The 14,886-nt window shown below is 63.8% G+C and carries 10 protein-coding genes; 4 read left to right on the top strand and 6 right to left on the bottom strand.

The window, feature by feature from the left end:
• Positions 1-659 precede the first annotated feature (659 nt).
• A complete protein-coding gene (locus AACY13_RS17940; protein ID WP_339462927.1) occupies positions 660-1,595 on the bottom strand; it encodes a LysR substrate-binding domain-containing protein in 936 nt (311 codons plus the stop codon).
• Between the two features lie 584 nt (positions 1,596-2,179).
• Positions 2,180-2,974, bottom strand: a complete 795-nt coding sequence (locus AACY13_RS17945; RefSeq protein ID WP_339462928.1) for an AraC family transcriptional regulator — start codon at positions 2,972-2,974, stop codon at positions 2,180-2,182.
• 126 nt (positions 2,975-3,100) lie between these two features.
• Here AACY13_RS17945 and AACY13_RS17950 point away from each other — a divergent pair, with 126 nt between their 5' ends.
• The 3 genes from AACY13_RS17950 to AACY13_RS17960 all read left to right on the top strand — a co-directional run bounded on the left by AACY13_RS17950 (position 3,101) and on the right by AACY13_RS17960 (position 6,918).
• Positions 3,101-4,057: an ornithine cyclodeaminase family protein gene (locus AACY13_RS17950; protein WP_339462929.1), complete on the top strand. Its 957-nt coding sequence runs from the start codon at positions 3,101-3,103 to the stop codon at positions 4,055-4,057.
• A gap of 105 nt (positions 4,058-4,162) precedes the next feature.
• A complete protein-coding gene (nhaC, locus tag AACY13_RS17955) occupies positions 4,163-5,650 on the top strand; it encodes a Na+/H+ antiporter NhaC (RefSeq protein ID WP_339462930.1) in 1,488 nt (495 codons plus the stop codon).
• Positions 5,650-6,918, top strand: coding sequence for an NAD(P)/FAD-dependent oxidoreductase (locus AACY13_RS17960; RefSeq protein ID WP_339462931.1), 1,269 nt, complete (start codon positions 5,650-5,652; stop codon positions 6,916-6,918). The genes nhaC and AACY13_RS17960 overlap by 1 nt, the downstream gene beginning before the upstream one ends.
• A 218-nt stretch (positions 6,919-7,136) precedes the next feature.
• On the opposite strand, the gene putP is transcribed toward AACY13_RS17960, so the two are convergent.
• Entirely contained in the window at positions 7,137-8,621 is a 1,485-nt protein-coding gene (gene putP, locus AACY13_RS17965; protein ID WP_339462932.1) for a sodium/proline symporter PutP, read from the bottom strand.
• Positions 8,622-8,766: 145 nt separating this feature from the next.
• Positions 8,767-11,943 (bottom strand): bifunctional proline dehydrogenase/L-glutamate gamma-semialdehyde dehydrogenase PutA, encoded by a 3,177-nt coding sequence (gene putA / locus AACY13_RS17970; RefSeq protein WP_339462933.1) that lies wholly within the window; start codon positions 11,941-11,943, stop codon positions 8,767-8,769.
• 289 nt (positions 11,944-12,232) lie between these two features.
• Between putA and AACY13_RS17975 the strand changes: the two genes are divergently transcribed.
• Positions 12,233-13,465, top strand: coding sequence for a DUF3422 domain-containing protein (locus AACY13_RS17975; RefSeq protein ID WP_339462934.1), 1,233 nt, complete (start codon positions 12,233-12,235; stop codon positions 13,463-13,465).
• A 26-nt stretch (positions 13,466-13,491) separates the two neighbouring features.
• On the opposite strand, the gene AACY13_RS17980 is transcribed toward AACY13_RS17975, so the two are convergent.
• Positions 13,492-13,764, bottom strand: coding sequence for a type II toxin-antitoxin system HicA family toxin (locus AACY13_RS17980; RefSeq protein WP_339462935.1), 273 nt, complete (start codon positions 13,762-13,764; stop codon positions 13,492-13,494).
• A 107-nt stretch (positions 13,765-13,871) separates the two neighbouring features.
• On the bottom strand, positions 13,872-14,624 hold the full coding sequence (locus AACY13_RS17985; RefSeq protein ID WP_339462936.1) for a helix-turn-helix transcriptional regulator: 753 nt from the start codon (positions 14,622-14,624) through the stop codon (positions 13,872-13,874).
• Between the last annotated feature and the right edge of the window lie 262 nt (positions 14,625-14,886).

Here is a 14,886-nt window from a genome sequence, read left to right on the forward strand (position 1 = left end):
GTTGACAGCGAGTTTCGAGAATCGGGGGATTGTTCGACAAACGATTTTTACAGCAAGATTCATGAGTTTTTATCATCAATCCAGCAAAACGCACCGACCCCGCAATTGGTCGCTCACGAGGGCCTCCACATGCGTAAAGATCATCAATCCATGACAATAAATGGCTTGCTTCAGGGGCCGGGAAAACGCCACCTTAGGCACCGCCAACCCGCTACTGAGCAGCGTCAGGCGGCCGCACCGCAGCCTCCAGTAACTGCGCGCGGCAGACCGCTGCACGGGCTCAGCAGCCTTGCGCTGTTGGAGAATGTTCAAGCAGTTTATGGGTTGTGGCGGGGGATGCCGACTTGCGCAGATACCGTCAACGCCCATCGATCAGCGTACTTATCCTGCCCCTGAGCCCGCCCGCCACACTGCTTGCGGCCGGGCGGCTCCGCCGATATCCCACACCACCATCGGGATGTCAGTCGCTAACGCAGGAACACTCCCAGGGCGACGCTGGCATTGCGCCTGCACTCACCCTGGGCGGGGCCCCTCACGCTACCGCGCAAAAGGCCTGCTGAGGGATAGCCACGCCCAGTCGGAAGACTAGCGCCGCGACTGTTCCATGCAACGCTGCCGCAGGCCACAAGCCTGCGGCAGCGTTCGTTTCGGCCCTGCAGTTATGCGCCGCCGCCGAGCGTAGTCTCGTCCAACGCCGGTGGCAATTGCTCCAGCAACCAGGCGCGGAAGCATTTGACGCTCTGGCGCATCGCCCCCCGCCTCAGCGGTTCGAGCAGGCAGAACTGCGCATCTGTCCGCAGCACGGTGTCGATGGGGCGTACCAGCGCGCCGGTTTGCAGGTGATTGTCGACCAGGTTCGACCAGGCCAGGGCGATGCCCTGGCCGCTGAGCGCCGACTGGATCAGCATCGAGTAGCTGTTGATATTGATCCGGTGGCGGGGCTTGGGTGCCGGCTGGCCGAGGCGCTGGAACCACTCGCCCCAGCCGATCCAGTCGCGCTGCGGATCGTCCAGCCACAGCCAGGTGCAGTCGGCCAATTGCTCTGGGCTGCTCAATGCCGGGTTCTTGGCCAGATAGCCCGGACTGCACACCGGAAACACCTCCTCGGTGAACAGCGGGGTCACCTGCATGTCTTGCGGCGGGGTGCGGCAGTAGTACAGCGCCAGGTCGCAATCCAGGCGGGAGAAATCCTTGACCTGGTCATAGGCGATGATGCGCAGGTCGATCTCTTCGTTATCGCGCTGAAACTCCGCCACCTTGGGCAGCAGCCACAGGGAAGCCATCGCCGTACTGGTGACCACTGTCACCTGCTGAGCACCCTGCCAGTGACGAATCTCACCCGTGGCCTGGGCCAGCTGTAGCAAGGTACTGCGCACCGTATCGTAATACTGGCTGCCGGTCGGGCTCAGGTTGATCGCCCGGGTGGTGCGCTCGAACAGGCTCTTACCCAGGTAATCCTCGAGCAGGCGCACCTGGCGGCTGATCGCCCCCTGGGTGACGTTAAGCTCATGCGCGGCCAGGGTAAAGCTCAGGTGCCGCGCTGCGGCTTCGAAAGCCACCAGGCTGTTGAGCGGCGGTAAGGGCTGGATTTTCATGCAGGCAAGGTCACATTCGGCTTGTAGTTATACCGCTGCAGTCTAGAGCCTGGTGAGGCGCATTCACAGGCGTGCGCACGGCAACGAGCCAGACCATGGGACTTTATGCGCAGCAAGCGTTTGTCGAGCCGGCTTGCCCAGCCCGCGCAGACAAAGAATGAGCGCACCGCGCCGGCGAGGGTTATGACCCTGGGTAAGTTTCCCGTCATAAAAAAACCGGCCCCGCACCAAAGGTGTGGACCGGCGAAGCACTATCGGGGCACCGTGGGCTCCAGGCTCGGTGCCCGCATGGGCGTCCGGTTTAGGCTGCCCCACCTGCAGACGATCGGCTGCCGGCGGGAATGATCGCGTTAGATAAGATCACGCCCAGGCAGGCCTGCTGCTTCCACGGCACCACGCTCGATCTGCAACAATTCGCCGTCGTCGCGGGAGTCTTTCTAGAAAGCGGCGTTGCCGAACGCTCTGAAGTATTTGCCAAAAACTCTAGGTAGGGGGAAACGAATCACACACGCTGACTTACCCCGCCACCGCAAGAGAAACGCCCCGCCGGCACGGGGTAGAGCCCCCAAGGCCAGCATCTCGAGTTAGACGGGACGGCGGGCACTGCGGACAGAACCCGGAGTCTGCTTGAAGCAACTCTTGTAGGCGCGGGAGAAGCTCGATGCATCGGCAAAGCCAACTTCATCGGCTACCGCCGCCAAGGACATCGCGCTGTTGAGCAGCAGGAACTGCGCCCGCTGCATGCGCCGACTCATCACATACTGTTGCGGCGTCATCGCGAACTTACGCTGGAACAGAAAGTTGAAGTGGCTCTCACTGAGGTTCAGCGCCGCTGCCAGTTCGCCGTTGCAAGGCGGCTCGGCGAGACGCCGGTCGATCAGTTGATTGAGCTCGGCGGTCGCCAGACGCGACCCCCACGATAGCTGCGGAACGGATGAATAGAGTTGAACCATCTGGGTCATAAACAGCGACACCAGCTGACAACTGACTAGCGTGCTCACCCGCTCCAGATCACACCGCAATTGCCCTGCGGCGAAGTCCAACAACGGCATCGCTGCGGCATCCAGGGTAATAAACTCCGGACGCTGGAACAGCGTCTCGCTGAATTTCAGCTCGCAGGCCTGCTCCAGCGCCCGTATATAAGGATCGTTCAGCGACACGTCGATCACCAGCAGTTCACTTTCTTCGCTGAGACCGGCATACAGGTGGCTGGCCGAGGCCGGCACCAAGGCGGCAGTACCGTTGGTCAAACGCCCTGAACTGTCGTTGAACTCGCAATCCATCCGCCCGCGCCAGCCGATCAGCACCTGGGCATAGTCATGACAATGCTCACCGCGCTGCAGCGCAATCAGATTGCGTCGGGCCTGGCTGCCGTTCATGGTGCCTGGGTCGCGCTGGGAGGGAGGGATTTCATAGTCTGGGTATATAACTCCAGCGGCTGGGTCAATGGCAAACGATCGGCTGTGGTTAGCATGGAAATTACATTAACCACGGGAAAAGCCGCCATGCAACTGAATGCCGACCAGGTACAAAACGCCCTGCCGTGGGGCAGTTTGATCGAAGCGCTCAGAGAGATCTTCGTCCGTGAGGATGTGCGTTCGCCGATTCGCCATCATCACACCCTCGAGGTCCCCGCGGAACCTGCGGCCACCCTGCTGCTGATGCCCGCCTGGATCGAAGGCGAGTACCTGGGGGTCAAGCAGGTCAACGTGTTTCCCGGCAACAACGCGCGCCACCTGCCCGGTCTGAGCAGCCACTATATGCTCAGCTGCGGCAAGACCGGCCGCCCGCTGGCGCTGCTGGATGGCAACGAGCTGACCGCTCGGCGCACCGCTGCCGCCTCGGCGCTGGCCTCGAGCTTTCTCTCCCGCGCCGATGCCAACAGCCTGCTGATGGTCGGTGCCGGACGCATGGGCCGCCGCCTGATCCCTGCGCACATGAGCGTGCGGCCGATCCAGACCGTGCAGGTATGGGATCGCAACGAGGCGGCTTCGGCGGCCTTGGTGGCCGAGCTGAAAGACAGCGACATCGATGCCTGGGTCTGCCCCAGCGATCAGTTGCAAGCGGTCGTCGGCACGGCCGACATCGTCAGCTGCGCGACCCTGGCGACCGAGCCAGTGGTGCTGGGCGACTGGCTCAAGCCCGGCGCTCACCTCGACCTGGTTGGGAGTTTCACACCAAGCATGCGCGAGACCGACAACGTCGCCATGCAGCGCTGCGCGGTGTTCGTCGATACCCGGGACGGCGCACTGAGCGAGACCGGCGACCTGATCATCCCGCTCCGTGAGGGCGCGATCGGTACCGACAAGATTATCGCCGAACTCGCCGAGCTGTGCCGCGGCCAGCACACCGGTCGCGCCGCCCTGGCCGACGCCGAACGAGTGGTGACCCTGTTCAAGTCGGTCGGCGACTCGCGCGAAGACCTAGCCGCGGCGATTCTCGCGTTCCGCAATCAAGACTGAAACGAACGTCTGCTTGGGCACTCGGCGACGAGTGCTCTTTTTTACCTACTCCAACAACAACAAAACGATGAGGCCTGCCGTTGCTCATCTTGAGGAGTTCCTGACATGACCAAAGAACCCACAGCCCCGATCAACATGCCCAACCTCTGGGTGGCCCTGATTCCGATTGTTCTGACCATCGGCCTGCTGGCCCTGCAGATCTTCTACTACAACGACTTCACCCCGCATATCGCGCTGGCCATCGGTATCGCCATCACCGGCCTGGTGGGCTGGACGCAGGGCTATCGCTGGAAGGACATCGAATCCGGTGCCTTCCATGTGCTGCATGTGGCCATGCCGTCGATCGCCACCCTGATTCTGGTCGGCATGCTGGTCAGTACCTGGATCGCCAGCGGCACCGTGCCGCTGCTGATCTACTACGGTCTCGAGCTGATCGATCCGGTCTGGTTCCTGGCCGCTTCGATGCTGCTCTGTTCGGTGGTCTCGCTGTCGATAGGCTCGAGCTGGACCACGGTCGGTACCATTGGCCTGGCGCTGGTGGGCATCGGCACCGCCTTCGGCATTCCGCTGTACTGGACTGCAGGTGCCGTGGTCTCCGGCTCGTTCTTCGGCGACAAGATATCGCCCCTATCCGACACCACCAACCTGGCGGCGGCAGTAACCGAAACCAACGTGTTCGCGCACATCCGCAACATGATGCCGACCACCATCCCGGCGATGCTCATCGCCTTCGTGATCTACCTGCTGGTCGGCGGCCAGTCCGGCGTCGATGCAGCGCAGCTCGAGCAGATCCGCCTGTTCAAAGAGGGCCTTGGCAGCCACTTCGACCTCGGTTTCCTGCCGCTGGTACCGTTGCTGGTGGTCATGGCCCTGGCATTCCTCAAGATTTCGCCGCTTCCCGCGCTGTTCACCGGTTTCATCCTCGGCGGCCTGGTCGCCTTTATCAACTACGACTACAACCTCAACCAGTTGCTGACCTTCGCCCACAGCGGCTTCACCATCAGCAGCGGCACCGAGGCGCTCGATAGCCTGCTCAACCGCGGCGGCGTAACCTCGATGACCTGGGTGGTCACCCTGATGATGTTCGCCCTGGCCTTCGGCGGCGCACTCGAACGCACCCGCTGCCTGGAGTCCGTGGTCAGCTCGATCATGCGCCTGAGCAAGAGCTTCCGCGGCCTGCAGACCAACGCGATCCTGACCTCGGTGGCGACCAATGCGGTGTCGGGCGATGTCTACCTGTCGATCGCCCTGCCCGGACGCATGTATGGCCCGGAATACGACCGTCTTGGCTATAGCCGCCTCAACCTGTCGCGCGCGATCGAGGAAGGCGGCACCCTGGTCTCGCCACTGATCCCCTGGAATGCCGGCGGTGCCTTCGTCATCGGTACCCTGGGGCTGTCGGTGGTGTCCGGCGACTACAGCAACCTGCTCTATGCGCCGCTGGCGTTCGCCTGCTGGCTGTCACCGCTGATCGGTATCCTCTACGCCCAGACCGGCTGGTTTTCCAAGCGTGCCGAGGACGACCAGGCAGATGCCGATAGCCGACATTCGGCCGGCAATACCCTGACAACTGCCGCAGAAGAGGTGGCCTGATGCAAGCATCCGCTGCAACCCAGCCTGTTGCTGTTTCCGTCGCGGTGGTTGGTGCCGGGGTGATCGGCCTGTGTACCGCCTTGCAGGCCCAGCGCAAGGGCTATCGGGTGACCCTGATCGACCGAGATGCGCCAGGCCTGGGGGCCTCCTTCGGCAACGCCGGTTACCTGGCCACCGAGCTGATCGACCCGCTGTCCAACGGCAAGACCCTGCGCGGTGCCCTGGCCATGCTGCTCGACCCGCATGGGCCGCTGGCACTGCCGCTGGGATACCTGCACCGCAGCCTGCCCTGGCTGGTGCGCTTCGTCGCCGCAGCCCGTCCCGCTCAGGTCGAGCGCTCGCGTGACGGTCTGCTCGCGCTCAATCGGGCGGCGCTACCGGCATGGCAGCGTTGCCTGGCCGATATAGGCGCGAGCGAACAGCTGTGCAACTCCGGCTACCTGTTGGTCTGGGAGTCGGCGCAGCGCCTGGAGGACGCCAAGGCCCATGCCCGCTACCTGCAGCAATGGGGCGTGCGCGCCGAGCTGGTCGATGCCACGCGCCTGGCGCAACTGGAGCCGGCGCTGGCCGGCACGCTCAGCCACGCCCTGTATTTCCCCGAAGCCTGCCAGGTGCGCGAGCCCTATCAACTCTGCCGCCTGCTGTTCGCCGCGTTCGAGGTGCGCGGCGGGCGCTTCGTGCAGCAGGCGGTCGAAAGCCTCTCCGCGAATGCGCAACAGGTCCGGTTAAAGACCGCGGAAGCAGACCTGCGCTTCGATCAGGCGGTGATTTGCGCCGGTGCCTGGAGCAAGACGCTGCTGCAAGGCACAGGGATCGAGGTGCCGCTGGAGGCGGAGCGCGGCTATCACCTGAGCATGGACAGCCCGGCCGTCAGCCTTAACCGGCCGATCGGTTCGGCCGAGCGGCGCTTCGTCATGAGCCCGCTGGACTCCGGCCTGCGCGCGGTGGGCTTCAGCGAACTCGGCGGCCTGCGACTGAAGCCGATTGCGCGCCGTTTCAAGACCCTGCGCCGACACAGCCAGGCCCTTGTCCCGGCGCTCGCAGACCCAGCGCTGAACTGCCGCGAATGGATGGGCCACCGCCCCACCCTGCCCGATTCGCTGCCGGTGATCGATCGCCACCCGCAACATGACCGACTGCTGTTCGCCTTCGGCAATCAGCACCTGGGCCTGACCCAGGCAGCGGTTAGCGCGGAGCTGGTGGTCAGCCTGATGACCGGGGAAACGCCGACCATCGACCCGCAGCCTTACCGGATCGAGCGATTTTGAACCGGGGGCCAGCCATGCCTGCTAAATCCCTCGGCACAAAGAAGAGGTGCCCGCTCAATGGGTTTCATCCAGGCAAAAAAAACCGGCCCAACACAACGAGGTGTGGGCCGGCGAAGCACTATCGGGTCGTCGTGGGGCCCGGGCCGGGCATCAGCATAAAATCCTGGCTCGGGAGCCACACCCGCAGACGACCGGCTGCGGATGTGGATGCAACCTAATCAGGCCAGTTTGCGCTCGACATCGTCGAACTGGGCCTGCAGCGCGGCTTCCGGCTCCTCGGTCAGCAGGCTGACGGCGATGATCGCCACAGTCGCCAGGATAAAGCCGGGAATGATTTCGTACAGGTCGAAGATACCGCCGGACAGCTGCTTCCAGACCACCACGGTGATGCCGCCGAGCAGGATGCCGGCCAGGGCACCGTTACGGTTCATGCGCTTCCAGTACAGCGACAGCAGGATGGCCGGGCCGAAGGCGGCACCGAAGCCAGCCCAGGCGTAGGACACCAGGCCCAGTACGGTGGTATCCGGGTTCAGGGCCAGGACCAGGGCGATAATGGCGATCAGCACCACCGCGCCACGACCGATCCACACCAGTTCGGCGTCGCCGGCGTCCTTCTTGAGGATGGCCTTGTAGAAGTCTTCGGCCAGGGCCGAGGAGCTGACCAGCAGTTGCGAGTCGGCGGTGGACATGATCGCCGCCAGTACGGCTGCCATCAGGATACCGGCCACTACCGGGTGGAACAGGCTGTTGACCAGTACCATGAAGATGGTTTCGGCGTCAGCCAGGTCGGTTTCCAGATAGCCGACGCCAATCCAGCCGATGGCCAGGGCGGCGACCAGGGTCAGGGCGGTCCAGCTCACCGCGATGCGGCGGGCAGTCGGGATGTCCTTGTCGTCGGAGATCGCCTTGAAACGAGCAAGGATGTGCGGCTGGCCGAAGTAGCCCAGGCCCCAACCGAGCAGCGAAAGGATCGCGATGATGCCCAGCGGCTCGCCCTTGGCATCGTTGAAGAAGGTCAGCAGTTCCGGGTTTTTCGCCTGAATGGCCATATGCGCGGCATCCACGCCGCCCACGGCATTGAGCGCGAATACCGGTACCAGCACCAGCGCCGCGGCCATCAGCAGGCCTTGCACCACGTCGGTCCAGGCCACCGCAAGGAAGCCGCCGAACAGGGTGTAGGAGACCACGGCCAGGGTGCCGACCACAACGGCGATCTGGTAGTTGAAGCCGAACACGGTCTCGAACAGCTTGCCCGCAGCCACCAGGCCGGAGCTTGCGTAGAAGAGGAAGAACAGCAAGATAAAGATCGCCGACACCACACGCAGGGCGCGGGATTTGTCGTTGAAGCGGTTTTCGAAGTAGGACGGCATGGTTACCGAGTCGTTGGCTATGTGCGAATACACGCGCAGACGCTGGGCTACGAACAACCAGTTGAGCCAGGTACCGGCCAGCAGGCCGATGGCGATCCAGGTGGCTTCGAAACCGGCCACCAGGGCATAGCCCGGCAGACCCAGCAGCAGCCAGCCACTCATATCGGAAGCGCCAGCCGACAGCGCCGCGGTGGTTGGGCCGATGGAGCGGCCGCCAAGGATATAGTCGGACAGGTTGCTGGTGCGCTTATAGGCCACCAGGCCCAGCCATAGCATCAGTACCAGGTAGACCACGAAGGTCACCCCTACAACAAAAACGTTCTGCTCGTTCATCTTGTTGTTCTCGTGTTGGCACGGCTCGGGCCGTGACTCTAGTTTTAAGCGGCCACGGTATGTGGCCACTGCCTTGAAACCACCAGCCAAGCGCACGCAGGCCGGCGGCGGGACAGGCGTTGTAAGCCCGTCCCTAAACTACGGGTTAGTCGTCGCCCAGCGACAACAGCGAGGCGTTGCCGCCCACTGCGGTAGTGTTGATTGAGACGGTACGCTCGTTGACGAAGCGCGGCAGGTAGCTCGGCCCGCCGGCTTTCGGCCCGGTACCGGACAGGCCGCAACCGCCGAACGGTTGCACACCGACCACCGCACCGATCTGGTTGCGATTGACGTAGAGATTGCCGACCCGCGCCAGTGTTTCGATACGCTGGGCGGTTTCCTCGTTGCGGCTGTGCACGCCGAGGGTCAGACCGAAGCCGGTGCCGTTGATGGCGGCCACCACCTGCTCCAGTTCGCGCGCCTCGAAGCGCACGACGTGGAGGACGGGACCGAAGTTTTCCTTCTTCAGCTCATCAATGCCGCCAATCTCGAAGGCCACCGGAGCGACGAAGTGACCGTCCAGGCCGGCCGGCAAAGCGGTTTCGGCAATCAGCTTACCCTCGGCCTTGAGCTGGTCGATATGCGCCAGCAGGCCTTCGCGGGCCTCGGCGTCGATCACCGGGCCGACGTCGCTTTCACGCAGGTGGGTCGGGCCAACCTTGAGTTCGGCCATCGCGCCCTTGAGCAGATCCAGCACGCGCTCGGCGATGTCGTTCTGCACATAAAGCACGCGCAGCGCCGAGCAGCGCTGGCCGGCGCTGGTAAAGGCCGACTGCACGGCATCCTTGACCACCTGCTCGGGCAACGCGGTGGAGTCAACGATCATGGCGTTCTGCCCGCCGGTTTCGGCGATCAGCGCGGCGATCGGGCCATCTTTCTCGGCCAGCTGACGGTTGATGATCCGCGCGGTACCGGTAGAGCCGGTAAAGCACACCCCGGCGACCCGTGCATCGCGACAGAACACGCCGCCCAGGGTGGCACCGTCGCCCGGCAGGAAGGCGATCACATCCTGCGGCAGGCCGGCTTCGAACATCAGTTCCAGGGCGCGGGCGGCGATCAGGCTGGTCTGCTCGGCCGGCTTGGCCAGCACGCAGTTGCCGGCGACCAGGGCGGCAGCGATCTGCCCCAGGTAGATCGCCAGGGGGAAGTTCCACGGGCTGACGCAGGCGAAGATGCCGCGGCCTTCATGGAACAGCTCGTTGCGCTCGCCGGTAGGTCCCACCAGCTCTTCGCGGCCCAGACGCAGACGCGCCTGCTGGGCGTAGTAACGGCAGAAGTCCACCGCTTCGCGCACTTCGTCGATACCGTCCTGCATGGACTTGCCGGCTTCCACGGTGCACAGCGCCATCAGCTCGGCGCGGTTGACCTCAAGCAGATCGGCCAGACGCTCGAGGATGCTGGCGCGGGCGTCGATGGCGGTGGCATTCCAGCGCGGCCAGGCCGCGTGCAGGACATCCAGGGCCTGGGTGGCCTGGGCGGCCGTAGCGAAGTCGACGCTACCGACCTGCTTGCTCAGCTCATAGGGGCAATGCACGCTATTGGCGGTGCCTTTCAGGCGCTGGCCGTTGATGACCGGCGCGGCCTGCCATTGACGGGCAAGGTGCGGCTGATAGGCACGCTCCAGCTCAGTCCACGAGGTGTGAATATTCATATTGAGGCCTTGGGAATTTTTCCGCGCAGGGCCGAACAGCGCAGGCGGAAGAGGGATTTTGTCATTACTCGGGGTTTTGAACTTGCGAAGTTGCGTCACCGGGTGATCGAGAAGGGACTCCACCGGCACGCTCGGGTCGACCAACTGGTGGACGAACGAGGAGTTCGCGCCGTTTTCCAGCAGGCGGCGGACCAAGTAGGGCAGCAGATCTTTGTGCGCGCCGACCGGGGCATAGATGCGCACGGTCTTGCCGTGTTTTTCCAGCACGGTGTCGTACAGCGCATCGCCCATGCCATGCAGGCGCTGGAACTCGAACTCGCGCGGCTGCTGGTGCTCGGCGGCGATCGCCAGGATGCAGCTGACGGTGTGGGCGTTGTGGCTGGCAAACTGCGGATAGATCACCCCGCGGGTGAACTCCGAGAGCAGGTAACGGGCACAGGCCAGGTAGGAGGTGTCGGTGCCTTCCTTGCGGGTGAACACCGGGTAGCCGTCCAGCCCCTGGACCTGGCACTGCTTGATCTCGGTGTCCCAGTAGGCCCCCTTGACCAGACGCAACGGCATCCTCTCGCCGAGTTCCTTGCCCAGCAGGGTCAGCCATACCAGCACCGGCAGGCAGCGCTTGGAATAGGCCTGCACCACCAGGCCGAACTCGCCCCAGCCCTTGAGAGCCGGATCGCGCAATAGCTTTTCATAGAGTTCCAGGGACAGCTCGAGACGATCGGCCTCTTCGGCGTCCACCGAGATGCCGACGCCCAGCTTGCGCGCCCGCACCGCCAGCTCCAGCACATTGGCGAACAACTCGGTGAGCACGCGCTCGCGCTGGGCCACTTCGTAGCGCGGGTGCAGGGCCGACAGCTTGATCGAGACCGATGGCTTCGGTCCCGGGCCGACCTGCCCTTCGGCACCAACGGTGTCGATGGCCTTGCGGTAATCGGCCATGTACTTCTCGGCGTCTTCGGCGGTCAACGCCGCTTCGCCGAGCATATCGAAGGAGTAGGTGTAGCCTTTTTCGCGCTCGCCACGGCCGTTCTTCAGCGCCTCGGCGATATTGCGGCCAAGCACGAACTGCTTGCCCATGAGCTTCATGGCCTGATTCATGGCGGCGCGGATTACCGGCTCGCCGGAACGCTTGATCAGCTTGCCAAGGACATTTTTCGGCCGGCCATCGGCGGTTTCCGGATCGACTACCTTGCCGGTCATCACCAGGCCCCAGGCGGCGAAGTTGACCAGCACGCTGTCGCTCTGGCCGAGGTGACGTTCCCACTCGGCGGCGCTCAGCTTGTCGCGGATCAGCGCATCGGCAGTGGCGGCGTCGGGTACACGCAGCAAAGCCTCGGCCAGGCACATGAGCATCAGCCCTTCCTGGGTGTCGAGGCTGTACTGACGAAGCAGTGCGTCGAGGGTATCGACGGCGTTGTCCCGGCTACGTACGTCCTGAATCAGGGTACGGGCACCGCGGCGGATAGCCTCGATGCCGGCGTCACCGGGATCGGCGAGCTGCAAGAGCTCAGTGAGATAGGCTGCCTCGTCAACGCTGTAGTTGGCGCTGATGACAGGGAAAAAATCGGCGGCCTTGGCGGCAGAGATCCGGTTAAGGAACTCGTCCTGCAAGACGTGACTGGCTTTAAACATCACGCCCATCCTCTTGTGGAGACTGTTTATTATGGGTCTAGCGCAACATCGCTGGTCTGACCAATGTCAACTGGGCCAAATCCTGCGCACTGCGCCAGTGGATGGAAGAATTTAGTTGCACAGCCATGACAGCTTCTTGCTGAAAGCTCTGGAGTTTTTGCGCAATACTCCAGGCCCGGGAACTAATCGCGAACGATTGTTTGAATAATCGCGAAACCAGGCCCATCTGGTGACACCCTCCGCGCCGGCTGCGTCACTGCTGCATTCCTTCCGGCCGCACAGACCCGCCATGCATCCGCAACGAACTGCCCTGCACAACGAACTGCACGCCCGCCCCTCGCTGTATTTCAACGAGCCGGCCCATGTCTTTCATATTGCCCTGCTCGATCAGGATGAGGTCGGCAGCGCCATCATCGCGGCGCTGCCGCAGAGCGCCGAACAGCCCCAGCCCAATGGCACTGCCCAGGGCCTGAGCCAGTTACAGGGCTGCGCGCTGAAATGGGAACGGCATGCCGAATTCTTCACCCTGACCCTGGTCCAACCCAAGCAGGCCGGCGGCGAGTTCTGGCCCGCCCTGCCCCAGGCCCTGCAGGCGCTGATCGAGCCGCACCGGGGGCTGATCATCAACGCGGTGCAGATCCTGGTGGAGGCCGAGCAGCAGTGGCAGGGTCACAGCGCCCGCTACGGCTTCAAGGACCCGGCTGGTTCCCAGATCGGCGGCGGCGATGCAACCGTCTGGAGCGATTTCCGCCTCTGCGAAAACGGCCTCAATCGCATCCTGCTGGTCAACCGCCGCCTGAACGCTTACCGCCTGGGGCGCATGATCCGCCGCCTGCTGGAGATCGAGACCTACCGCATGATGGCCTCGCTGACCCTGCCGGTGGCCCAGGACGTCGACCGCCAGCTCAAGGCCTACGACCAGCAACTGGCCAGTCTGTCCGCACGCAACGCCGCGCCCGACACCAGCAACCCCAAGCAGCTGCTCGGCGACATCGCCCTGCTGTCGGCCACCCTGGTGCGCGCCACAGCCGTCCATCGGCAACGCTTCAGCGCCGCCGAGGCCTATGCGCAACTGGTCTTCGAACGCATCGGCGAACTGCGCGAAAGCCATGTCGGCGACTGCCAGCGTCTGGGCATCTTCATCGAACGACGGTTCAAACCCACAGTGCGCTATTGCGCGGTGACCGAACAGCGCCTGCTGCGCCTTGGCCAGAGCGTGGCCAACCTGGGGGAACTGCTGCAGACCCGGGTACAGGTGGAGGTGGAAGAACAGAACTCGGCGATCCTGCGCAGCCTCAACAGCCGTGCCAACACCCAGATCAAGATCCAGAAGGCGGTGGAAGGCCTGTCGATCATCGCCATCAGCTATTACCTGCTAAGCCTGTTCAAGCTCGGCGTCGAGGGCGCACACAGCCTGGGTATCGGCCTGTCGCCGCAACTGGCCGCGATGCTGCTCGGGCCCCTGGCCCTGCTGATTATCGGCGCTATCGCCTTGCGCATCCGCAAGGCTCGGCGTCATTAGTCGGCACGGCAGGCAACCGCGCACGACTATTTGCCCTCGTAGGCGGCCAGCGTGACACCCGCCTGGGCGAGGCAATCGCGCAGGTGCTTGATCTCCTGCTTGCTGCACTCATTGCTGTTGTGCGGGTGATGCAGAAAGAACTCATGCTGGTTCAGCACCACCCGAAAGCGCGCCCCCAGAATGGGCTCGACGGTGGCCCCCAGGTGATGCAGCAGCGACTCGACCTCGCGCCAGTGGATATTACTGGGCAAGCCCCCTTGGAAGATCGAATGCAGCAGGTTCTGGTGCTTGTGGCTCATGGCGACGTCCTCGCTTGACTAGCCGACTACCTCAGCATAGCCAAGTGCACAATGCCCCCGCCCGGCAGCGATAAACCCCGGGCCAATGGCTGTGACAGGGCAAAAACCTATTGCGCGCCGCGCAGGCGCTTCGGCGTCAGCCCCAGGTAACGGCGCATGGCCGTGGTCAGGGCGCTCTGGCTGGAAAAACCGCACTCCTCGGCGATGCGGATCAACGGCAAGCCGCTTTCACGCAACAGCCTGGCCGCCCGGTCCAGTCGGGTTTTCAGCAGATACTGGTGCGGCGTCAGGCCCACACTGTCCTTGAACTGGGCATGGAAATGACTGGGGCTGAGGCAGGCCACCTGGGCCAGTTCGGCGACACTGATACGCCGTGCCAGGTGCTCGCCGATATAGCCGTCGAGACGCTCCAGGTTCAGCGGCCCCGGCACCCGCGCACGCTGCTCGCCGAACAGGCGCAGGTGCAGGGCACGCAGCAGAACGCCACCCAGGGCACGGGCCAGCATGGGGTCGGAACCGTAGCGCCCCAGTTCGGCCCCGGCGTAGTTCAGCAGGTTCTGGAAATCGGCATCCAGTTGCGGATAACGCGGGGTTTCGAACAGGTGGGTGAGAAACTCCAGGTCTTCGCTGGAGGTGCCCTGCTCGTTCAGGTCGATGATCAGCATGCGGTTATCGCCGATGCCGGCGAACTGATGATCGGCATCGCCCGGCACCAGACAGGCACGCATGCGACACACCTCGCCGCCACGGCCATTGACCTCGAATTCCGCGCGCCCGGCCAGCGACAGCACCAACTGATGGTGATCGTGGGTATGTTCGTGAGCCTGATCATCCAGGCGCAGCAGACGGGCTTTGAGCATCGCTACGGCAATCCGCGGGGGTGTGCTGGCACTTTAACCAGTTGCGCGGCCAGCCGTAACCCCCACCGACCAGCGGGCTGCAGGGGCCGACGGCGCAGCACGGCGGGCCTGAACAAGGCGCAGGCGCACCGGTGCGCGCCGCGGCACAGTTCGGGGGCAAATCTGCGAAAAGCACGCACCAAATTAGCCATGCATAAGCAGCGGCGCACGAAAATGACGCAACGACAGCGTGCAATGCCGCCCCAATAGCGCGCTGCAGCGC

This window comes from Pseudomonas sp. EA_105y_Pfl2_R69 (genome assembly GCF_963970915.1).
GTDB lineage: Bacteria > Pseudomonadota > Gammaproteobacteria > Pseudomonadales > Pseudomonadaceae > Aquipseudomonas.